This is a genomic window from Candidatus Allofournierella excrementigallinarum, from assembly GCF_944388085.1.
GTDB classification, from domain to species: Bacteria; Bacillota; Clostridia; order Oscillospirales; family Ruminococcaceae; genus Allofournierella_A; species Allofournierella_A excrementigallinarum.
This window is the reverse complement of record NZ_CALXHK010000001.1, coordinates 45,173-70,610: the sequence shown is the minus strand read 5'-3', so window position 1 is coordinate 70,610 and position 25,438 is coordinate 45,173. Positions and strand designations below refer to the sequence as shown.

At 67.3% G+C, this 25,438-nt stretch carries 1 protein-coding gene; it reads left to right on the top strand.

Annotated features, from left to right (window positions below):
• Window positions 1–58: 58 nt before the first annotated feature.
• On the top strand, window positions 59–25,438 hold the full coding sequence (locus ACH2AT_RS00220; RefSeq protein ID WP_394962478.1) for a hypothetical protein: 25,380 nt from the start codon (window positions 59–61) through the stop codon (window positions 25,436–25,438).

Sequence of the window (25,438 nt, the reverse complement as noted above, 5' to 3'; positions counted from 1 at the left end):
AAAACCGAACAGGGAAGAACGCGGCGCGGTGCGCGCCGGGGCCGAAGGAGGCGTTTCCATGAGAGACTCTTTGACAGCGAAAAACGCAAAGAAGGGAGCACAGCGCGCTCTTGCGCTGCTGGCCGCACTGACGGCAGCTTTGTTCCTGTCTGTCAGCGTTCATGCCGAAGATGCCGCTGCCCAGACGGGCGGCGGCCTTGCCGCGCCTGTGACCCAGGGCACACAGCCCACCGGCACCGAGCCTGCGGATGCGCCCCCGACTGCGCCGGCGGGGACAGAACCCACGGGCGGCACGGACCCCACGGACGGCACCGAGCCCACGGACGGCACCGAGCCCACGGATGGCACGGACCCCACCGGCGGCACCGAGCCCACGGGCGGCACGGAACCCACGGACGGCACCGAGCCCACGGACGGCACGGAACCCACGGATGGCACCGAGCCCACCGGCGGCACCGAGCCCACCGGCGGCACCGACCCCACCGGCGGCACCGAGCCCAACGGTACCGACCCTGACGGTACTGACCCCATCGGCGGTACCGACCCTGACGGTACTGACCCCATCGGCGGTACCGACCCTGACGGCACGGACCCCGACGGTACTGACCCCGACGGCACCGACCCCGATGGCACTGACCCTGACGGTACTGACTCCGACGGGGAGGGGCTGGAAGACGCGGGCGGTTCCGTGGTGGACCCGAACGCGCCGGAAGACACCGCGCCCCCCACCGACGGCAGCGTTCTGGAAGACAACGGCGGCTCCGAAGTGGAAGAGGACTTCATGGTGCCGGAGGGCAGCGCCACTTTGTCGGTGAACGGCAAAACGCTGGACTCCGAGGCCTTCAAGAACGACACATCCAACAGCGCGATCGTCAACGCCCTGAACGGCGCGGTGGACTACCTGCTCACCAAACCGGCCGCCGCCACGGGCAAGTACGCGGTGGAGATCCAGGTGGAGGTCACCGCCGGCACCTACGAGGGCGACGTGGACCTCTCGGCCAACAGCGCCCTCTACACCGCTTTGCTGGACGCCATCCAGTTCTATCTCACCGGCGGCGACCCGGGCCCCGCCCCCACGGAGGACAATTCCGTCAGTTCGGTGCTGTTCACCGACGCCACCCCCGCGTACCCCTACGCCTCCATCTCCATCGTCTCCGACCAGTATAAGAACGGTCAGGCTTCGGACGGCAGCGCCAACATGCAGGGCAACTTCATGGCGGACGGCTTCGACGTGCTGCTGGCCGGGCTGTACTTCTCCTCAAAAGAGCAGATCCAGATCAAAAACGCCCTGGAGTTTACATACGAGGGCACCGAGCTGGACGACAACGTGGCCATCACCACCGAGAACGTGGCCGTGGTGAATGTGAGCAGCGGCGGCGGCGATGACCGCATCGGCCTGCAGGTGACCCAGGCGCCCAGCGCCACGGTGGGCATCGGCAACTCCGACCCGCTGGCCATCTTCAACGCGGTGAAGGACATCTACAACGCCTCCCAGTCCTCCTCCACCGGCGAGGTCGTGCAGGACACCGCCAACAACTTCGCCCTTGCCATCAAGGAGCGGGTGAAAGAACTCATCGCGGACATTGAAAGCCGCACCATGACCAAGGTGAACGTGAACACCGGCGACGGCGTCGACGATCTGGTGGTCCGTCTGGTGAACTCCACCAACGTCTACGCCGGCAGCGGCATCGACCCCCGCACCGGCAAGTTCATGGCCCTTTACAACTTCGACATCGACCTGGGCGGCACCGACCTCACGGTGGACCTGGGCGCCGGGGCTGACACCATGTCCGTCACCGGCGGCCTGACCATGGTCAATGGCCGCAACCTCTACCAGGAGTTCTCCCAGCTCATTTCCAAATACGGGCTGGAAGAGGACCAGATGCAGTACCGCAGCAGGTACGTCATTTCCGGCGGCGGCGGCGACGACGTCATCACGCTGGACACCACCAGCGCCTTCCACGACGTGTTTGGCCTGGACGTGACCATCAACGAGGAAGCGGACGGCGGCTACGACCGGCTGCACCTCACCGGCAGCCTCGCCGCGAAGTACGTCTATAACGGCGAGGACATCCTGGGCGACGTGCCCTTTGAACAGCGCATTTGCAAGACCGAGGACGGCCTGCATCTGAACGCCCAGAGCGTTATCCGGCTGCTGCCCGATCTGTCCATCGACATCGTGGAGGAACTTCTGAACACGGTGGCCCTGCGCCAGGCCATGGACATCCGCTTCGGCGGCGGCCTGGACGCTGTGACCGACCGGCTGGAAAACAAGCGCACCATCGAACTCAACGACAACAACGCCCCCACCATCAATGCCCAAGACTTCACCGACTATGTGGTGTGCCGCGCGCTGGACCCCACCGTGGACGTCACGGTGAACCTGGTCGCCGCCGTGCGGGGCATGGCGACGTACCTGTCCAACCTGCTGGTGGAAGCCTCCGGCAAAATTACCGTTGAAAAGCTGCTGGCGGACGGCCTCACCGTCATCCTCGAAGCGCCCGAAGTGGAGATTTTGGGCCCGGTGTCCGGCGGGCACATCCTCATCCTGGCCGAGGCCGAGGACCCGGACGTTCTGGCCGAGGACGAGCTGACCATCACCGTGGCGGAGGACGAACTCAGCGGGACCGCGCTGGAATACGGCGTGGGCCTTTACGAGGCTTCCCCCACCGTGCGCATCGTGGTGGCTGATGGCGCGTCCCTCAACGCCGCCGGCGTGGTGGACCTCATCGCCTCCATCCGTCAGACCTCCGGCATGGTGGACGTGATGGCGGGCGTGGCCTCCAACTTCCCCAACTTCGTCATCGTCAAGCAGCCCACCGCCGAGATCCTGCTCCACGGCAGCATCACCGCCGCCCAGGGCCCCATCCACGCCCTGGCCTCCACCCTGGTGAACTTTGACTGCGCCGAGCTGCTCAGCTACATCCCCCTGTCCTTCGCCTGGGGCCAGGCCCGCACCACCCTTCTGGTGGACGGCGGCGCCAGGCTGACCAGCGGCGCGGGCACGGCCCTGCGCACCGACAGCGAAGTGTACATCAGCGCCGTGGATAAGGGCAGCTTCCCCAAGGCGCTGCTCTCCCTTTCCAGCGCGGTGGCCATCGCCGAGACCGAGACCATCGTCACCGATGCGGCGGCCATCACCGCCGGCGGCGACGTGCTGCTGGACGCCCGCAGCCGCATGGAGACCGAGGCCGCCAGCATTGCCGGCCCCACCGACATCGCCCGCATGAAACCCAAGAGCGGCGTGTTCGTGGCGGTGAGCATCGCTTTGGGCCGCACCGGCGTGTATGTGGGCAATTACGGCGAAGTCACAGACAGCACTGCCTCGGTGGTCAGCACCGGCGGCACCGTCCGCGCCGAGGCCGACAGCCTCATCCGCAACCGCACCTATGCCATCTCCTCGCCCATCAGCGTGTATGTGGACGAGTACGGCAACCCCACCTTCACCCAGCAGCCCACCCAGAAGCAGTCGCTGCGCTCGATGGTCAGCCTCACCGAGTCGGTGCTGGGCATGCGCACCGGCACCTCCGGCACCCCCGCCTGGGCGCTGAGCAAGATCACCGGCAGCAACACCCTGGGCAGCCTGTTCAACAAGGGCGTGGCCGAGACCGATCCCAACCAGGACGTGGCCCGCACCCAGGCCATGGGCGCGCTGGCCCTGGCCGTGATCGACAACGACATCCTGGCCCTCATCGACACCGCCGGCGTGGTGAGCGCCGCGAACGGCGTGCAGCTGCATGCCTATGGCGAGACCACCTCCCAGACCCGGGCGGACGGCTCCCTTTACAATAACTCCACCATCGCCGTCATCCCCGGCTTCGGCAAGGTGCAGATCACCAAGGAACCCACCAACACCGCCGCGGGCATCGCCGTGAACGTGACCGTCTTCACCCACAACGCCGCCGCCCGCATCCGGCGGGGCGTCGTCGCCGCGGGCGAGGCTCTGGCCGTGACCGTGGAGAACCGCCGGGTGGATTCCTCCGCCATCGCCAAGTCCGGCCACATCCCGCCGGCTGAGACCGCCATGCTGGGCGGCGCGATCACCGTGCACGTGATCACCCTGAACTCCAAAGCCGAACTCGCGCCCGCCGCCGAATACCGGCTGGGCGAAGGCGCCGGCCTGACCGTGGCCTCCCGCGTGGCCGACAGCCGCCTGGAGACCGTGGCGGACGCCAGCGGCAAGCGGGCCCGCCGCTCTCTGGGCATGTTCCCCCTGGAAGACGAAAAATCCTACAGCCGCTCCAGCGTTGGCGTTGGGGCCGGCATCGCCGTGGCCGTCACAGGCATCGACGTTGTCGCCTCCGTCCCCGACGGGGTGGTGTTCCTGGCGCTGGACGGTACCCGGCCCGCCGACGTGGCCTTGGGCAACGTGACCGTTGACTCCTATTATATGGGCAGCGAGCGGGTGTTCGCGGCGGCAGGCTCCGCCGGCGGCACCTCCGTCACCCCCGTGTCCGCCACCAGCATTTCCGGCGTGTATGTCCTGTCCGAGCTGGGCGAAGCCGCCGGTCAGGGCGTGGACGCCGCGAGCGACGTGGCCCTCACCGCCCAGAACCGCATGATCCGCTTCCTCACCGCGGACGCCGCGTCTGCCGGCACCAATGTGGGCATTGGTGCCGCGGTGGCCGTGGGCGTGTTCAACGACAGCGCCGAAAGCCTGCTCAAGCGGCGGGCCAAGGCGGGCAAGAACATCTCTGTGGCCGCCCAGTCGGTGAGCCGCGTCACCCAGACCATCAAGGCGTCGGTGAAGGGCGCCCCGGCTGCCACCGGAACCGCGGGAGCGGACGCAGGCAGCGCCGGTGCGGCAGGCACCGAGGGCCTGGTGGGCGGCACCATCACCCCCGGCGGCAGCACCTCCTCTTCCGACGGCTCACACCTAAGCCAGGCGGACCAGACCGCCGACCAGAAACTGAACAACGGCAAGGCCCTGGCGGGCCGCGTCAACACCAAAAACGTGAACACTGCCTCGGTGGAAAAGGCAGCTGCCGGCCGCAGCCCCTTTGAGACCATGGAGGGCAGCATCCAGGTGGCGGCGGCCATCGCCGTGAACCTGCAGAATAACCTCTCCCGCGCCCTCATCGCCGATGTGGACGTGTCCGCCGGCGAGGACATCTCCGTCATCTCCCGCAACGACACCGACGCCAAGGTCACCTCCAACGCCGGCACCACCAACAGCTATGTGGGCGTGGGCGCGGCGGTGGCCGTGAACATGGTGGACCACCAGAACATCGCCCAGGTGGGCAAGGGCAAACTGGCCGCCGGCGGCAACATCACCGTGGCTGCCGAGATCTACGAGAAGGCCCAGGCCGACCTGCTGGACAAAGCCTACGACCTGCTGGTGGACTATATGCTCCAGACCGGTCATCTGGAGGAGCTGCTGGGCGCGGTGGGCGGCAACGCCCTCACCACCAGCACCGAATACACCTTCCTGACCCTGAAGGATAAAGACAGCCTCACCGACCAGGAAAAGCAGACCCTGGCCAAAGCCATTGAGGAGATGATCGCCATCGCCCTGTGGCAGCAGGACCTGAAGGAGGAAGAATGGGTCAAGGTGGGCCAGGTGGTGGTGGACGGCGCGGGCCAGCGCACCCTCACCGAACTTTTGGAAGAACTCATCTATGCCGCTTACAAGGCGGATAAGAACACCGAACTGACCATGGACCACGTCTATGGTCTGGAGCAGTATGTCATCGCGCAGGTCATCGAAAGCTACACCGGCGCGGAAAATCCCTATGCGGAATACGGCGCGCAGTGGGGCTACGAGGCCCTCACCGCGGACCTGGTAAGTGAATTGCAGACCATGATGGCCTACGCCGCCGAAAAGCGGGTGCTGGGCTATGAACTCATGTCCATTCTGCTCCAGCTGGCCCAGGGCGGCAGCCCTGCCCTCACCGAGGAGCAGAAGCAGGCGGTGGACCAGCTGCTGGGCGTTACCGGGGCCACCGAAGAGGAAAAGCAGGCCCAGCGCATCCAGGCGGCCAAGGAATACCAGGCCGTTCTGACCGAACAGATCAAGGCCAGCCTCACCGGTGACACCAACACCGCCGAACAGAACGCCAAACTCTATTCCGACGCGCTGACGGCCTACATCGGGGACGTCTTTGCCGTGATGGGCGAAGAGAGCAACTGGATCCCCTACCTGGGCGACGGCAACCGCCTGCAGGTGCCGGTGCTGGATAAGATCAGCGCCGAGATGACCCAGCTGGGCTTCGCGGTGAACGACCTCTACGAGGCCTTTGCCGCCCTGCTCACCACCAAATTCGCCACCGGCAGCGAGCTGGACGGCGTGGGTCACACCATCTCCACCCAGGCCGTTTCCGGCGTGGGCGCTTCCAGCGTGGGCGTGGCGGGTTCCGCCGCCATCACCATCATCAACGCCGTGTCCAGCGCCACCATCGCCGGGCGGGACGCCGCTGCCTCCGAGCCGGACATCACCGCCGGCGGCGACATCCGCGTGGAGGCAAACGAGGCCCAGAAGGTCTACACCACCGCCTCCGCCAGCGCCGACAAGTCGCTGGGTATGGCCGCCAAGGCGGTCACCGCCCGCAAGCCCGGCAGCTCGGTGGGCGTGGGCGCGTCCTTCGCCACCAACCTCATTGACGCCGTGGTCACCGCCATAATCGGCACCGAGACCACCGCGGGCGACGCCGTCACCACCCTGGGCAACCGGGTCATCCGCGCGGCGTCCCTGGCCATTCTGGCCAATTTCCGCGACGATGTGGACACCGTCTCCGTGGCGGGCAGCGACCCCATCGCCCGGCGGGACAAAGCCTTTGAATACGTTCCCACCCTGGGCTCCGCCACCAACAAACAGCTGGCCCAGGCCGCCGCCAGCGGCACCAACACCAAGGGCATCTCCTTTGACGCGGGCGTGGCCGTGGCGGTGGTGAACAACATCGTCAAGGCGGCCCTGCTCTCCGGCGGCAGCCTGACCACCACAAATTCCGTGGATACCCTCGAGACCGCCATCGTCACCGGCCAGAACGCCCAGGGCGAGGACATCTTCGCCATGGCCAACGTGCTGGTGCAGGCCCTCTACGGCGGCGACAGCTACACCGGCGTGTCCGCCTTCGCGGCGGGAAGCCGGGCCGCCGTGGGCGCGGCGGTGGGCGTGAGCCTGGTGGACAGCGGCATCACCGCATCCCTGGAAGCGGACACCACCGCCGCCGGCAGCGTGCGGGTGCACAGCGCCACCGACGTCACCGACGAAAGCTACGCCATGGCCACCTCCATCGGCGCGGACCTGGACCGCCTGCTGGAGAAGTTCCGCGAGGGGCTCAACTACATCAGCCCCGGCGCCGCCGAGACCAGCACCATCCGCAACAAGATCGTGGCGGCCACCAACAAGATGGGCGGCGTGGCGCTGCAGAACAAGGCCAACCAGGCCGCCGGCGGCATCGGCGGCAAGCTGGACGCGGTGCCTTATTCCTCCAATCTGCTCAAGGCCTTCGGGCTGGACCTGACCAAGGCCACCTCCAAGACCGGCGGCCTGGACGCTTCCGTGTCCGGTTCCGGCGCGCAGGTGGCAGGCGTGCAGCCCCAGACCTCCAGCCTCAACGTGGCGGCGGCCATCGCCCTGGCCTTCACCGAGCACCACACCCTGGCACGCATCCTGGGCAATGTCACCTCTCAGACGGGCGACGTGCAGGCCAAGGCCGAAAACGTGGTCAACTTCCGCAACCGGGCCACCGGCGCCACCGTGACCACCGCGCCCGTAGGGGCCAACACCGTGGCGGCAGCCGTGGCCGTGACCCTCAATGAGAACACCGCCGAGGCCAATGTGGCAAGCGGCGTGACCCTGAACGCGGCAAAGGACGTTTCCGTCACCGCCGACACCACCCAGAACCTCACCGGCAACTACCCCGGCTACATGAGCGCCCAGGCCGTGGCGGCCTCCATCGCCACCGGCATGCAGGGCACGCTGGGCGTGGCCGGCGCGGTGGCCGTGCTCACCGACAAAGCCGACACCCTGGCCCTGGTGGACGACAACGTGACCATCAACGCCGGGGGCGACGTGCGCGTCGCCGCCAAAGACCTGAGCAAGCTGGCCATCCGCGCCCTGGGCGCCAATATCGGTGCGCAGACGGTGGGCGTTGGCGCGGCCTTTGCCATGCTGCATTCCTTCAGCAACATCCACGCCCAGATGGGCGATAATCTCACCGCCCAGGCAAACAGCCTCACCGTCACCGCAGACCGGCCCCTGGTGGACGAGAGCATGTACCAGTTCCCCTTTGACTGGAGCGACCTGTTCACCGTTGCCAACCAGGACGCCACCGTGGGCGAGACCGACAAGGGCCTCATGCACATCACCCTGCCGGACGACCTGGCCCACATCCGCCAGATCAAGGTGGAGTGCACCATCGGCACCGACGATCTGCTGGACGTGCTGGATATGATCAACTATCTGGCCACCGTGAACTACTATGTGGAGGCCGTTTCCGGCAGCCTGCACCATGGCGTGGCGGGCGCGGCCAACGTGGCGGGCACCGTGGCCCAGCTGCTGGCCGAGAACAGTGTGCTGGCCTCCATCGGCGACAACGCCGCCCTCACCCTGGGCGGAGACCTGACCGTGCGGGCGGATTCCTCCGCTGAAAGCCGGGTCATCGCCGGTTCCGCCAGCCTGGGTACCGCCAAGGCGGGCGTGGGGGCCGTGGTGTCCCTGGCCCAGATGAACGACAAGGCCGAGGCCAAGGTGGGCAATGGCCAGGCGGACCGCGCCATCAACGCGGCGGGCGACGTGACCGTTGCCGCCAACGCCAAAAATGTTGTGTGGGACGTGGCCACCGCCGACGCGGTCACCGGTTCCGCATTGCTCACTTTGGGCGGCGGCTTCAACCTGGTGGAGAGCAGTGCCGCGGCGCTGGCCTCGGTGGGCGACGGCGTTACTGTCAACGCCTCCGGCGATTTTGCCGTGGACGCGGACAACGACTTTGAGCTGGCCCTCATCGCCGCCAACATGGGCCTTGCCGCCGGCAGCGCCAACGTGGCGGCGGGCGGCACCGTGGCCTGGACCGACATCCGCAACGAGACCGGCGCCCGGGTGGGCGATAACACCGTGGTCAAGGCTGATTCCGTGGCCCTCACCGCCGACAGCGCGGACCGGGTGATGGAGATTTTGGCCTCCGCCTCCGGCGCGCCCTCCGGCACCGCGAACGCGGCGGCCACCCTGGCGTATTTTGCCACCTCCTCCGAGACCATGGCCCTGGCGGGTAGCGGCGCGCATCTGGAAGCCCTTTCCGGCGACGTGCTGCTCCACGCCTTCAACGAAAGCGACCTGCTGGCGGCTCTGGCGAGCCTCTCCGCCACCGGCAGCAGAACTGCTGCGGCGGGCGCCACCGTGCTGGTGCAGCGGTTCAGCCAGAAAGCCCACGCCGGCGCGGGCGTCAGCGAGAACGGCGCCGTCACGGCCCAAGGGGCCACCCTCATCGCCCGCAAGGGCAAGGTGCTGGTGGAATCCAGGGCAAACAACCGCTCGCTGGCCGCGGGCGCGGCCCTGGCCCCCACCGGCAGCACCACCCTGGACCTGGCGGGCACCTATGTCCACAACGAGTTTTCCAGCGAGGCCATCTCCCGCCTGGGCGACAACACCAAGGCGGAAGCCTGGGACAGCATCGGCATTCTGGCCGACGCCGACAACCTGGTGGTCAGCGGCGCGGGCGGCCTGGCCGCCGCCGGCAGCGCCACCGCGGCCCTGGGCGGCAGCGCCACCACCGTCATCTTCAAGAACATTGTGCAGGCCCTGGCGGGCGAACACTGCGACCTCACCGCTTACGCCCTGAACACCGGCTCCGACGCGGGCATCCAGACGGCCAACCGTCAGGACCGGCGGCGGGGCGTGGTGGTCCATGCCCATTCTGCGGAAGAAATCTACATGGCGGCGGTGGCCGGTTCGGTGACCGGCTCCTCCACCGCGAACCTGGTGGGCGTGGCCGACACCCTGCTGGTGCAGAACATCGTGAACGCCCATGTGGGCAACAACAGCCGGGTCAGCGCGGGCCTCAACAGCGCCGAAAAGAAGGACGCGGACGGCGACGGCCAGTCCGACGACTCTCACGGAGAAGGCGAGATACTCGTTGAAGCAAAGGACGACACCTTTGTGGTGAACTTCGGCGGGGCTCTTTCCGCCTCCGGCAGCGCCACCGCGGCCCTGGGCGGCACGGTGGTCACCATCCTCTTTGAAAAGCAGGTCTTTGCCATTCTGGACGGCGGCGACAGCGAAGTGCACGCCGAAAAGTCCATCACTGTGGACGCCGACAGCATTGATGAGATGTTCCTGCTGGCCGCCACCTTCGGCGTGACCGGCGGCACCGTGGCCGCCGGCGGGGCGGGCAACATCCTGCTGTTTGAAAACGCCGTCAAGGCGCATCTGGGCGGCCGGATCACCAGCGGCGGCGATGTGAACGTCACCGCCGACACCCGCATCGACCTTTACAACGTGGCTCTCAGCGTGGCCGGGGCCGCTACCGCCGGCGTGTCCGGCGTGGCGGTGGTCACCAGCTTCAGGGGCCTCGCCGAGGCCGTGCTGCTGGCGGGTTCCAGCGTGGACACCACCGGCAAGCTGAACATCCTGGCCAATTCCAAAGAGTTCATCACCGCCGACGGCGCGGGCGTCTCCGGCGGCGGCACCGCGGGCGTTTCCGGCACCGTGGACGTCATTCTCAGCGAGAACACCGTGCTGGCCATCGTGCAGGACAATGCCGGCGGCACAAAGCCCGTCATCAAGGCAGCGGCCATCACCCTAAACGCGCTGGACGATTATCAGCTCATCGGTGTGGCGGCCTCCGCGGCCTTCGGCGGCACCGCCGTCGCGGGCGTCACCGCCATCGTCACCCTGGCCGACAACCAGGTGGCCGCCGGCATCGACGAAAACTACGCGGTGCAGACTCTCACCGGCGACGTGCTGGTGAACGCCCTCAGCAAGCGGGATGTGCGCACCTACGCGGGCAGCGTGGGCGCAGGGGCCACCGCCGGCATCGGCGCGGTCATCATGGCGCTGGTGGTGGGCGGCAAGCTGGACGATGACACCGCCAAGGCTCTGGCCGAGCACTTCCACCCCGCCGACCTGCTGGCCGGCATGGAAGAAAAGGCCCCCGCCGGGGCGAAGGGGGTCTACGACGGGCACGACGCCGCCTGGCTGAGCGAGGCCCTGGCGGGCAGCGGCAACCGCTACAGCGACGTGCCGGTGGACGACGAATACGACGGCGCGGACCAGTATGTGAGCGAAGATTTCAACAAGGATCACACGGTGACCCAGAACGCTGACGGCACCGTGACCGCCGGCGAGCCCGGCGCGGACCTCACCGTTACCCCGGTGGGCAGCGGCAGTTCCGACGCGGACGAAGCCTACAAGATCTATGAGGGCTTCAAGAATGTGGCCAGCGCCGCCTTCACCCGTGCCTTCATCGGCGCAGGCACCACCGTGACCAGCGCGGGCAGCATCACCGTCCGCGCCGCCGACCAGCTGAACGCCAGCCTCGGCACCGTGGCCTTCGGGGCCTCCGGTGCGGTGGGCGTGGGCGTGGGCATGGCCGCGGCCATCCTCAACGGCACCGTGGAAGCCTGGGCAGGGGAGGGCTCCGTCCTCTCCGCCAAGGGCGACGTCGCCATCGAAGCCGTCGCCGAGAGCCCGCGGCTGGCCGGCGGCGGCCTCTCCGAGGACGACCAGAAAAACATCGACTTTTTGAACGACCAGAGCGAAGAATTCAATGTGTCCGACCTGACCATCCACGCCCTTTCTGTGAGCGGCGGGGCGGCGGGCACCGCCGGCATGGGCGTGGCCCTGGCCGTGGTGCATCTGGGCAGCAGTGTCAGCGCCCGGCTGCTGGGCAGCGTGGAAGAGGCAAACGCCCTTGCCATCCGCGCCGACAGCGATTACCAGAACATCGTGGCTGCCACCCTGGGCCTGGGCGGCGGCATGGCCGGCGTTTCCGCCAGCGTGGCCGTCACCGTGTTTGACGGCAATACCCGGGCCTCTGTGGAGGGCGCGGGCTCTCTGCGGGACGTGGCCGACATCCGCATCACCACCGCGGTGGACAACACCGCCATCAGCGCCGCGGCGGGCATCGCCGCCGGCGGCGTGGGGGTGAACGCGGGCGCGGCGGTGGCCATCAACAAGAGCCTGGTGGAGACCTTCATCGCCCAGGGCGTGTCCACCGGCGGCAGCGTCCGCACACCGAACATCACCCTGAACGCGCTGGTGAACAGCGACGCCAAGGCCTTCACCCTCGGCGTCGCCGCCGGCGGGGTGGCCGTGGGCGCGGCGGTGGCTCTGGCCAAGACCGCTCCCACCGTGCGCACCTACATCGGCGCGGCCCCAGACGCCACCGGGTCTGTGGCCCCCGGCACCATCAACGCGGGCAATATCTCCATCCGCAACGACGTGAGCACCGCCGCCGAAAGCTACGCCGCCAATGTCACCGGCGGCGCGGTGGGCGTCACCGCCCAGGTGCTGCTGGTGTTCAACACCGCAAACCTGTTCGCGGGCCTTGACCGGGTCAATGTGAACGCCGGCAGCGTGGCCATCGACAGCGCGTTCCACGCCAGCGGCCGGGCCTATGTGGCCAGCCTCACCGGCGGCGCGGTGGCGGTGGGCATGGTGGTCAGCACCGTGCTGCTGCAGGCCGGGAACATCGCCCAGGTGGACGTGACCGGCGTGGAGATGAACTTCGCGGACCTGAGCGTCACCACCGGGCGGCAGAACGATCCGAACACCTCCAGCGCCGAGGCGCTGGCCCTTGCCGCCGGAGCGGGCGCTGTGGCCGTGGGCCTCAACGCCGCCGTGGCGGACAACAACACCAAAAACATCGCCCGCATCCTGGGCGGCAAGGAGGCGGGCAGCCATCTGCTGAACGTCACCGGCGCGCTGGCCATCGGCTCCTTCGGCCAGGCCACCGCCAACGCCCAGGTCTGGGGCGTGAACGCCGGCGCCATCAGCGTGCTGGGTTCTGCCGCCGTGGCGCTGCTGCGGGCCGAGCAGCAGGCAAATGTGGACGGCGGCAACATCACCGCCGGCAGTCTGACTGCCCGCAGCGGGCTGAACGAAGGCCTCGACCACATGAAGTATGTGGACCTTGACAAACTGCCCGGCGGCAACATCGTGGCAGCTCCCGCCGAGGATGTGGACGCCAGCGAGGAGAACGCAGCCGTCTTTGCCGGCCTCATCACCGGCAGCGGCGGGGCCGTCTCCGCCGTGGTCAACGTGGCCGCGGCCTATGGCCGGGCCCTCACCCAGGCCGTGGCCGCGCCCTTCAGCCTGACCCTTTCCGGCAAGGCGGACGTGTTCGCCGGCGGCACCGCCAACGTGCTGGCCCAGAGCTTCAACCAGAGCGCCGGGGCCATCACCGCCGCGGTCATCGTGAACACGGCCTATTCCCAGAGCGAATTCTCTGCCATCCTGGACATCCCGGCGGGCAGCAGCGTGACGGCGGGCAGCGTGTCCGTCGCCACCGGCTACACCGCCAGCGCCGTGGCGGCCCTGGCCCCCAGCGCCGGCGGCGCGGACCTGAGCGGCGCCGCCCTGCAGGTGAACGTGGGCGTGGCCAACGCCGACAGCCGCGGCACAGCCGCCGTCACCGGCGCGGGCCTGCTTACCGCGGGCGCCCTCTCCGTCACCGGCCAGGGCGTCGCCACCTCCCGGGTTTACAGCGTCACCCCTGTGGCCAGCCTCACCGCCGTCAAGATCGCCGCCAACGTGCTGGCGGCCCTGCTGGACGCCGAGAACCTGGCCTACATCCAGGGCGTGGAAGTGGAGAATGCGGCCATCACCGTGAACGCACGGCTGAACGCCGCCGACGGCCAGGGCGCCAGCGCCCTGCTGGCCAACAACATCAAGGGCAGCGGCGTGAGCGTGAGCCTCGCCTCCGCCCGCAGCAACACGGCAGTGGCGCTGAACCGCAGCGTCAACAAGGCTTTCATGGATTCCGTGAAGGTCACCGCCGGCGCGGCCCTTTCGGTCATCGCCACCGCAAACAGCCTGGCCAGCGCCAGCGCGGCGGACCCGGGCACCAGCGTGGAGCTGCTCTCTCTGGGCGTGAACGTGATCATCGCCCGGGCGGACGGCACCTTTGCCGCCTACATCAATATGGCGGAAGACCGGCCCGTCTCCGCCGCCTCCGTCACCGTCACCAACATCTACAACGCCCGGGCCGAGGCGGTGTCCCGCCAGCCCAATCAGGGCGTGGGCCTGCTGGATGCGGGCACCAACGTGGCCTATGCCAACGCGGGCGCCGTGGCCGAAGCGGCCATCAAGGGCAGCGCGGGCAGCGTGACCACCGGCGGCGCGGTGAGCATCCTTCTCACCGGCAAAGCCACCGCCGACGCCCGCATCGCCGGCGCCAAGGTGAATGTGCAGGGCGCGAAACTGGCCGTGAACGTAGTGAACGCCATCGTCAGCGCCTGCCAGCAGGCCTACATCGGCCAGCCGGAAGGCGGCGCAGCCAGCGCGGTGAACGTGACCGCCATGGGCGGCATCAGCATCAGGGCCAGCCTGAACGACGCCGCCGGGACCGGTGCAAAGGCTGTCGTGGGCAGCAACGGCTCCGACCGCTCGGTGGCCGTGTCCATCATCGGCGGCAAGGCCTCCGAGGCCAACGCACGCATGGAAGGCGCGTCCAGCGCCCACATCCGCACCACCGGCAGCATCGTCACCGCCGGGCAGCTTGCGCTGGTCAACGCGGCCCGCAGCTGGGCCAAGGCGGACATCGACGACGCCAGCGTGGACGTGACCCTGGTCAATGCCACCCTGCTGCTCACCGAGGTCGTGGCCGGCGGCAGCTTTAAGGCCCTGGCCCAGACCGGCGCTTTGAGCGCGGGCAGCGTGGACATCCAGAACGTCTATTATGCCGAATCCCATTCCGCCACCGGCCCCGCCGGCGGCGTGGGGGTCAATCTGGTCAACACCGACGCCAACCGCGCCGACGCCGAGACCAGCGCCACTGCCGACGCCTCCCTGAAGGTGACCGGCAGCGCCAGCGTGACCAATTCCGTGAACATCCAGAACCTGGGCTACCTGCTGGCCGAGGCCCTGGGCCGCACCCGCAAGGTGAACGTTTCCGGCGTGAGCATCGCCGTCACCGTGGTGGACGCGGTGCTGAAGACCGGCCAGACCGCCGGCGCGCAGTTTGACGGCGAGGCCGTCATCGGCGGGCAGCTGAACGTGAACTCCGAGATCGTGCGCTCCGGCGGCTATGGCATCGCCACCGCCCAGGCGGGCGGTTCCGGCGGCGCGGATGTGAGCCTGGTGGGCGCGGGCGTCAACGACGTCACCGCCCAAAGCGCCACCACCAACACCGCCTCCCTCACCGGCGCGGGCACCCTGAACGCGGGCAGCGTCAGCGTGCGGGCCAAGAGCCTCACCGAGGCCGAGGCCACCGCCAAGTCCAGCGTCAGCGTGGGGCTGGTGCTGCTGGGCAGCCTGAACGCCGCCTCCTCCACCCACGACAAGGTGGATGTGCTGGTGGAAGACATCGCCGTCAAAACCTCCGGGGCCTTCACCGCCGAGGCGGTGGGCAACACCGTGTCCGAAGCTGTGGCCGCCAGCGAGGGCGGCGGCGGCGGCCTGGTGACCGCCGGCGTGAACACCGCCACCGCGAAGGTGGGCGGCTCCGGCGCAGCGCCCCAGACCGTGCGCGTCACCGTGAAACGCAGCTTCATCGAAGCCGCCCGGGACGTGACCCTGCGGGCCTACAACACCGGCGATGCCCGGGCCAACATCGAAAAGGGCCTGAACATCGCCGCCGGCAGCCTGACCGTGAGCGTGCTGCCCACCAACGCCTGGTACGACACCGGCGTGGACGTGCTGGAGGGCGCCGTGGTGCGCTCCACCGGCGGCAGCGTGAGCGTGCTCAGCGAGGACGCCCCCAAGGGCCGCAGCGAAGCCCGGGGCACCACCATCGGCATCGGCGTGAACGCCAGCGTCACCTACGGCGAGAACACCGCCGACACCACCAACACCATCCGGGTGAACGGCACCCTGGACGCCGGCGAGGCCCTCACCGTGGAGGCTGTCTCCGCGGCCCAGCTGAACGCCGCCACCTACGCCGACGGCGGCGGGTTCTTCAGCGGCACCACCCTGTGGTCCAAGAACACCCTGAACCGGGCGGTGTCCATCCTCATCGGGGACAACAGCACCCTGCTTGCCAACTACGGCGATCTGACCGTCAACGCCGTGGGCGGCGCGCGGGACAGCATCAACACCCGCTCCGAGGTGTCCTCCGGCGGCGTGGTCGCCCTGGGCACCGCCACCGCCCTGGTGAACATCGACAGCGACGTGAAGGTCCAGATCGGCAAGAACGCCCTCATACGGGCCCGCTTCAGCACCGTGAACATCATCGCCGACGCCTCCCAGGCGGGCGTGGAGACCAACGTCAGCGCGGACGCCTCCGGCCTGGGCGTGGCCCCCAATTCCTCCGCCGACGTGAATACCAGCCTGGATGCCGACGTGGTCATCGCGGGGGCCGCCGGCGAGCCCGCGGTCATCGAAGGGCGGGACGTGGAGATCATCGCCCGCAACGGCGAATTGTACATCTACACCTACACCTACGCCAAGGGCTCGGCCCTGGGCGCGGCGGTGAACGCCCTCAGCAACCCCAAGACGACCCTGAACGCGGATGTGAACATCGCCGGGGCCGACATCACCGGCCACGACAGCCTGCACATCTACGCTTCCGCCAAGCCCGCCTACCGGGACGCCAACATCGACGTGCGGGCCACCATCCAGCTGAACGCGGCGGGCGAGGCCCTGGCCAAGGCTGGCGGCCGCACCAGCGCCAGTTCCAACACCGCGCTGGGCGGCGGCGTCATCCTGCGGGGCGCCACCGTGGCGGTCACCCGCTACGGATTCGACCGCAGCCGTATCCGGCGGGACGCCCGCAAAGGCGGCTTCATCATCAAGAAGACCAGCACCAGCCACCCCTTCACCAGCGACGGGACCGTCGCGGTGAACGGCGGCACCGCCCTCTATCTGGGCGACGCGGCGGGCGGCGTCTACATCGACATCTCCGAGCACAAGGGCCAGCGGACCGTGCGGGAAGTGGGCGTCAAAGACCCCGGCAACTTCTACCAGGTCGTCGGCGGCAACACCGTCACCCTGCGGGACATCAGCAACAACCTGCCCGGCGTGGCGGACTTCACCCACGACGGCAAAAACGCCTCCGGCAGCGTCATCGTCTACAACCAGGCGGTGCTGCCCCGGGTCATCATCACCAACAGCTCGGGCTTTGACGTGCAGCTGAACGGCATCTACGTTTCCAACAGCGGCTTCATCCAGCCCTCCGTGTTCGGCATCAGCCACACCATCAACAATGTGGCCTATGACAAGCCCGAAGTGCGCACCGAGTTCAGCGGCACCGGCGGCGTGCAGGTGAGCGGCTTTGTGTCCAACACCGACGGCCATGTGGAGTTCGTCTGGACCGGCGAAGAGGGCGGCGCCCTCACCGGCGTGGACAGCGTGGCCGACATCTCCTCCGGCGCCACCGTGTCGCCGGTGTGGGCCCATGACCTGCTGGTCAAGGGCGCGGCCAGCGTGGGCACGGCGGACCAGGCCTTCAACGCCTATGTGTTCTCCGGCTCGAACGGCGTGGTGAACATCGAGGCCAGCGGCGACGTGTTCGTGAACATCGTGCCGGTGACCCTCATCATCGTGGATAAAAACAACGCCGTGCTGGAGCGCCACGACGACCCGGTCTACATCGAGCGGGTGGTCTCGCTGAACGGCAACGTGGAGATGGACCTCCAGGAAGGCGTGCAGGCCACCATGATCGCCGGCGCCACCACCGTCACCATCCCGGTGCCCGGCACCCTGAGCTACATCACCACCGTCACCGTGGAACTGGCCTCCAACTACACCCTCACCGGCAAGGACGTGCTGGACTACTACCTCCAGGGCTACGACGCCGCCGAGCGGCTCTACCGCTACCTGCTGCCCAACGGCACCCTGTTCTACATGGACGCCTGGGGCAATGTCTCCCGCATCGAAGAGGGCGGCGCCGAAACGGCGGTGGGCGACTTCGAGTTTGTGAAGGACGCCTCGGGCAATGTGGTGGAGATCAAGCTGAGCGAAGGCATCTCCATCAACCTGTCCACCGGCTATCTCACCGTGGAAGAGGACGCCTCCTACGAGGTGCTGCTGGAGGCCGTCAGCGCCAGCTGGTTCACCTCCAAGGGCCTGCTGCAAGGCGGCGGGGAAGCCCGCATCCGCCTGGTCACCGCCGGAACGGTGACCGGCCCGGGCGGCGAAAACCTCACCGACGAGGACACCCTGAAGGAAATGGACGTGCAGGTCATTTTGGCGCTGAGCACCGCCGACATCGACTACTACTACCTCAGCGGCCTGCAGCCCACCATGGACGCCATTGCCGGCGCCTCCGACAAGACTTACTACTACTTCCTGCTCCACGACAAGAAGAGCGACAGCCTGCGGTTCTACGCCTTCACCGGCGGCAGCACCGAGACCCAGGATGTGGACCAGGTGAACCAGGACAGCCTCAACAGGGAGCACCTCAACATCTCCAATGACCGGCCTGTGACCAACCACCTCAGCGACGGCGTGACCTATTACGAAGCGAAGTACGACGACGCTGCACGGCAGCACGAGTGGCGCGAGGCCACCCATGTGGGCAAGGTGCGCCGGGACGCTTCCGCCGACTCCTTCACCGTGGAAAACTTCCTGGGCACCGGCTACGAGGTGGTCTGGGATCCCGACAACATCATGACCATCGGCGGCGCCAGCGTGGGTCTGGTATATATCAATGGCCTCGGCTACACCGTGGCCCCCGGCCAGACCCTCAGCGGCGACGCGGCGGGTCTCTATCAGGCGCTCAGCGGCGTCTACTGGATGCCCAATGTGGAGCGGACGGTGGAGAGCAGCGTGGAAGTGGACGGCATCACCTACACCGCCAACGGCAAGAAGAACGGCAGCGACGTGTTCAACTTCGCCGAGTATGCCTGGACGCGGAAAAACGATGACCCGAACAAGCCCACCACCCAGAAGTATCAGACCCGCACCTACACCATGTACAGCTACTCGCTGCAGTTCACCTATGTGAAGATGCAGCCGGTGACCTCCAGCCTCTCCACCGAGTACTACACCAGCGGCGTGAAGTACACCGGCTTTGACGAAGAGATCTACGAGCGCCCCGACGGCACGCTGTACGAGCACTACGACGTGATCCGGGACGAATACACCGGCAAGCTGACCCCCGAGGCCGAGTACCGGCTCATCAGCCAGGTGTACTACATGCAGAACGCCGCCGGCAGCCGCGTCACGGTGGACGGCCAGGAGATCTGGTCTTACCTGAGCGAGGCCACGGCCCAGACGGTGAACGGCAAGACCTACTTCCTGGTGGACAGCCACTCCGGCAGCGGGCTCTACCTTGAAAAAACCACCCAGAACGGCGTCACCGTTTACACCCTGGTGCGCCAGAGCACGAGCGCCCCCGAGACGGTGCTGCCGGCAGAGGAAAACTACCAGCACGACACCGGCAAGGTGACCTTCACCTTTAAGGTGGAGGGCGAGAACGTCACCGTTACCCTGACCCCGAACAACGCCGCCTCCGGCGAGACCGAGTACACGGACCAGACCGGCAGCGACGGCAAGACCTACACCATCGTCTACAAGCCCGGCGAGAACGGCGCGGCGGGCAAATGGTATCTGCGCACCGCCGGCGAGAGCGGCACCACCGACACCGGGCTGGATGACCCCGCCAAGGTGCTGGCAGACACCGGCTGCGCGGTGCTGAACCGCTATGTTTACGATGCAAGCGGCAACCCCACCGCCGGTACCACCGGCTTCCTGCTGAACGGCCTGCAGGCCTACATCGACTTTGCGCCCGGCAGAAACAAGGCCGGCGTCAACTACCGGATCGGCACCCTGAACGGGGAGGGCACGCTGGTGCCCGCCGCCTCGGGCCTGTATGCGATCTGGGACGGCAGCCGCTACCTGCTGTTCGACCCGGCGACCATGTTTGAAATCTACGACACCGAAAACAGCGGCCTGGCGGCGGAACTGGTGGAAAACAGGGAAGCCACCGGCAACACCCTGCTGAAGACCGAAGACGGCGCGGTGTTCAAAAACGCCGCGGGCGACACGGTGTATCTGAACCAGATGGAAAAGGGCAGCTACAGCACCGCGGAGGACGTCTCCGACGGTCTGCTCATCCTGCGGCCCGGCAGCCCCGTGGGCGACGATGAGGAGCCCACCGTGCTGGTGATGGGGCCGCTGGAGGACATCCCCGTCAAGGAGATCACCCTGCCTGCCAACAATCAGGTGAACGGCGGCGGTTACCGCGTCACCGACACCCTCTACCTCACCAGGAGCGGCCTGGTGCTGACTCTGGTGCTGAACGCGGACGGTCAGGTGACCTTCAGCGCCAGGTTCGACGGCGTCACCTACACCTCCGACAAGATCGTGGCCACCGATTTGGGCGACCTGGGCACCCTGCGGGAGTACACCCTCAACGAGGAAGGCAAGCGGGTCTACACCGTGAACGGCAAGGCCACCGCCTACACCCTCAACGGCGACCAGCTCTCCTATATCGACGAGAACGGCCAGCTGGTGGTGCTCACCCCCGAAGAAAGCATGGCGATCCTTTACGAGGCCATGCCCGAAAACAACGACGCCAGCATCACCATCAAGGCGGGCGAGGAAGTGTATCTCGAACGCCTCACCGACCAGATCGCCAAGGACCTGGCGGGCAATTACTACTATTCCGAAAACGGCGAAAGCGGCTGGGCCAAAGCGGACTTCACCCCACTGACCGGCAGCAGGACCTACCATTACGCGGGCGAGGACCACGAACACCAGCTGAAGGGCACCGTGAGCGTGGGCGGCACCGTCTACCTCACCATCTCCGAAGCGATGGACGCCAATGAGACCAGCGCCACCTTTGGCTGGACCATCCTCTACTACGAGCTGGACCAGAAGGAAATTTTGGTGGGCTCCGACGGCAGCGTCACCCTGCTGGGTGAAAACAGCCGCACCCTCAAGCTGGAGCCCAACGCCGAAGTGGAATATCTGTTCGGCTATGTGAGCGCCGGCGAATACCTGGACGGCGCCGACCCCGCAAACAAAAAGAGCGTCACCATCCAGCTGAGCAACGAAAAGGGCTCCCTGGTGGATGGCGACACCGTGACCGGCCATGAGGACGACACCGACATCTGCACCAACGGCGGCGACGTGATCATCCTGGTGCCCAAGAGCGCTGCCGGCACCATCGGCACCGCGCTGGATGCGCTGGAGATCGACATGAACGGCGGCGCGCTGGTGATCCAGAGCTACGTTTCCGGGCAGGAGCCTGTGGACGAGATCGTGATGGATACCTTCATCAATTCCAGCGAGGACGTGACCCTGAAACCCACCGTGGTGGACGGGGCCGAGTTCCATGTGGACACCGAAGGCAGCATCACCGGCGAGGCCCTGGACGTGGTGAACGGAGGCACCGCCGACCTGGACGCCGGCGGCAGCATTTCCATGGGCGACATCACCGCCGGCGGCGGCAGCACTGTGGACTTCGACGCCGAGGGTTCGGTGGAGACCGGCGATATCACCGCCGGCGATGGCAGCACCGTGGACATCGACGCGGGCGAAGACTACACCGGCGGCGACCTGGAGCTGACCGACGGTTCCGAAATGGACGTCACAGCCGGCGGCAGCGCCGGGACCGGCGACGTTTCCGTGAGCGACAGCCGGCTGACCATCGACGCCGAGGGCCCGGTGGAGACCGGCGATATCACCGCCGGCGATGGCAGCACCGTGGACATCGACGCGGGCGAAGACTACACCGGCGGCGACCTGGACCTGACCGACGGGTCCGAACTGGACATCACCGCCGGCGGCAGCGCCGCCATCCCCACCGCCACGGTGGACGACAGCACCTTCACCGCCCAAACGGGCGACGACTTCCGCTTTGAACGCATCACGGGCGTGAGCGGCGACGGCAAAAAAACCAACGTGACCATCTGCGCCAAGGGCGTGGTGGGCCGCCTGCTGCCGGACGGCAAGGACGCGATCATCTCCTTCGGCGAAGGAGCCAACGACACCAACGCCATCCTCTCGGTGAGCGGCGAAAAGAGCGTGGGCGAGGCCGACAGCCGCCTGCAGCTGGACATTCCCGAAACGCTGACCATGTGCATCCCCAAGGCCGGCGACATCTGGATCGACGGCATCGTGGAAGGCGAAAAGGACGCCGAACAGTTCACCGGACGGGGCGAGGACGGCACCATGCTCACCGGCGATGTGATCGACGCCATGGAAGGCGACGACACCACCGTGGGCGTGGAGCTGAACGCCCAGACCCCCGAGGAGATCGCCGCCCTGCTGCTGGAACGGGCGCTGGACGAAGCCGACGCCACCGGCAAGGCCGAACAGCTCCTGAAAGACATCACCGCGGCGCTGGAAAAGACCCTCACCCCCGCCCTCGGCACAGAGGAAGCCTTTGAAGAAGCGCTGGAAAAACTGGACACCACCCCCGGAACCATCGAAAAGGCGCTGAAAGAGCTGGACGAACTGCTCCAGGCGCTGGAAGAGGCCCAGGACCCGGCGGACCCGGACGAACCGGAAGACCCGGCTGACGCCGCCCAGCAGGAGCAGAACAGAAAGCGGCTGCGCCAGCTGCTGGACGAACTGCTGGTGCTGACCCTGCGCGTGCCTGAGGCTGATGAAGACGAAGGCCAGCCGGGAGACGAGCCCGGCCAGGACGAACCGCTCAAGGCTCTGATGGCGGACGAGGACCTCATCCCGCTCTACTGGGCGGCCCTCACCGACGAGGAGAAGCTGGCCCTGGTGGAGGAAAAACTTTGGGAGAAGGTGGAATACCCCGAACCCGTCGAGGATGACCGGGACTTCCGCGACTTCCACCTGGCCATCGGCGAATCCACCGGCGCAGCCAGCGTCACCAACAAGGGCAGCATCACCATCACCCAAAATGAGGGCGCCTTCACTGCCCGCGAGGTGGTCTCCGGCTACGAAAACGTCACCATCACCGCACCGGACATCGCCGGCGTCGAAGGCTTCACCAACGTCACCGGCACCGATCTGGTGTTCACTGCCCTCACCGGCAGCATCCGGGACCTGACCATCGACCAGCGCGACTGGGTGGAGCACACCGTGGTGGACGTGGCCGAACTGCAAAAAGCCCCCGAGGCCATGCCCGCCACCGGCAGCTGGCGCATCACCCGCAACGCCCTCACCGGCCTGCTGGAGATGAATTTCTTCATTGATTTCACCACCATCAGCGTGGACGACCACGACCTGGCCACCACCCTCACCGCCACCGCCGCCGGTGATATCTCCATCACCGAAGTGCAGGGCGACCTGGGCCTGGCAAAGGCCGAAAGCACGGGCGGCGGCAGCATCGACCTGACGGCCGGCCACGGCAGCCTGCTGGATACGAACGCCAGCCCCGACGGGCTGAACCTCTCCACCACCGGCAGCGCCAGCCTCACCGCCAGGGAAGGCGTCATCGGCTCCGCCGAAGCCCCGCTGAACGTGGCGGTGGGCGACACGCTGACCACCCTCTCCCGGGGCGATACCTGGCTGGCCAGCCCCGAAGACCTCACCCTCATCGCGGACGTGCTGGACGGGAACGCCCGACTGGACGTGGTGGGCGGCAAGGACCTGACGGTGAGCAACACCGAGGGCGACCTCAACGCCACCCGGCTGCACGCCGGCGGCGACCTCTCGGTGACCAGCCCGAAGGGCAGCACCCATGTGAACGAACTGAAAGCGGGCGGCACCCTCTCGATGGATTCCGCCGGAAACATCACCGTGGACGAAGCGCTGGGCGACGTGACGGTGAACACCGTGAAGGCCGGGGGAGATATCTCCCTCAACATCCAGGGCGAACTGAAGGACGTGGCCGCCGACCCGGTGAAGGACCTGGCCGAAGCCCAGGCCGAGGCCGCCCGCGCCGAAGCGGCGCAGAAAGCGCTGGAACAGCAGCTGGCCGCCCGTCAGGAGTACCTGGACGCGCTGGAAAGCCAGCAGAAGGATCTGCAACAGCAGCTGGCGGACCTTGAGGCAGAGCACAAGGAACTGGAAGAGCAGCTGCAGCAGGCCCTGCAGCAGCCCGAACCCGACCAGGCCGAAGTGGCCCGGCTGGAAAGCGAGCTGGCGAAGCTGGAAGGCGAGATGGACGAAATTCAGCAGCAGCTGAACGACCTGGAAACGGAACGCCAGCCGCATGAGGCCGAAAAACAGGCCATCGAGGCCGCCCTCGACCAGGCGAAGCAGCAAGCCGAAGCGGCCCGCAAGACGCTGGAGGACGCACAGAAGGCGCTGGAAGGCGCCCCGGGCGCTTCCATCACCGCCGGCGGCAACGTGGATATCCTGCTGGAGAACGGCGGCAGCGTGGGCGAAGAGGGCAACGCCCTCGGCGTGGACGTGGGCGGCGTGCTGACCATCGCCGCAGGCGAGGACGAAACGCTGAAGGGCGTCTGGCTGGAGAGCCCCTCCGACCAGCCGCTGAACATCGCCCCCCTCGAAGCGGAGGAGGCCATCGTCATCAACACGGCGGGCGGCATTGCCCCTGCGGGCAGCACCGTCCCCGGCTGGAACGGCCTGGACTTCACCGCACCGGACCTCACCCTCAACAGCACCACCGGCGACACCGGCGCCAAGGACCGGCCCATCGAGACCATGGCGGACCGCATTTCGGCCATGGGCGACAACGTCTACATCCACAACCATAAGGACACCGAGCTGGGCGAGATCGTGGCCGACGAGACCGCGAACATCACCAGCGACGGCAACATCACCGCCGGCAGCGAGCCCGACGACAAGGTCGTGGCGGGCGACGCGGAACTGACCGCCAAGGGCGACGTGGGCAGCGAGGACGCGCCCATCCGCATCGAGGCCGGCGAAGCCAGCACCCAGGGCGGCAATGTCCACCTGGAAAGCGAAGGCGACGTGGTGGTGGACACCATCGTGGCCGGCAAGGACGTGACCATCCGCACCGACGGTTCCGTCACCGACAAGGGCACCGCCGACGCCATCACCTCCGAAAACCTCACCATCGAAGCGGGCGGATACATCGGCGCCAGGGATAACCCGCTGAACATCCATGTGTGGGGCAAAGTGGACCTGACCGCCGGCATCCCCTGGATCTACGTCATCAATTCCTACATCCATTCCGAAACACCGTGGACCGATTCTTCCAAGCCTGTGACCGAACTGGCGCAGGTACTGACCGAGCAGGCCGGCCGCCGCTGGACCGCGGAGGACGAGCCGGAGCCGGTGGAGAGACCGCAGGAGGAGAACGCCGATGAGGAAGCGCCCAAGGCGTCCCCGGAGCAGCAGCAAACGAGCGGCGGCATCTGCTGGTGCTGCTGGTTGTGCCTGCTTCTGCTGATCCTGGTGGTCATCCTGCTGGCAGTGGTGCTGTGGCTGCTCTGGCTGCTGTGGCGCCGCCGCAGAAAGGAAGAAGACGAAACGGCCGCCAAGTAA

Coding starts and splice junctions, on each gene's coding strand:
- ACH2AT_RS00220 (WP_394962478.1), top strand. CDS start 59: ATGAGAGACTCTTTGACAGCGAAAAACGCAAAGAAGGGAGCACAGCGC.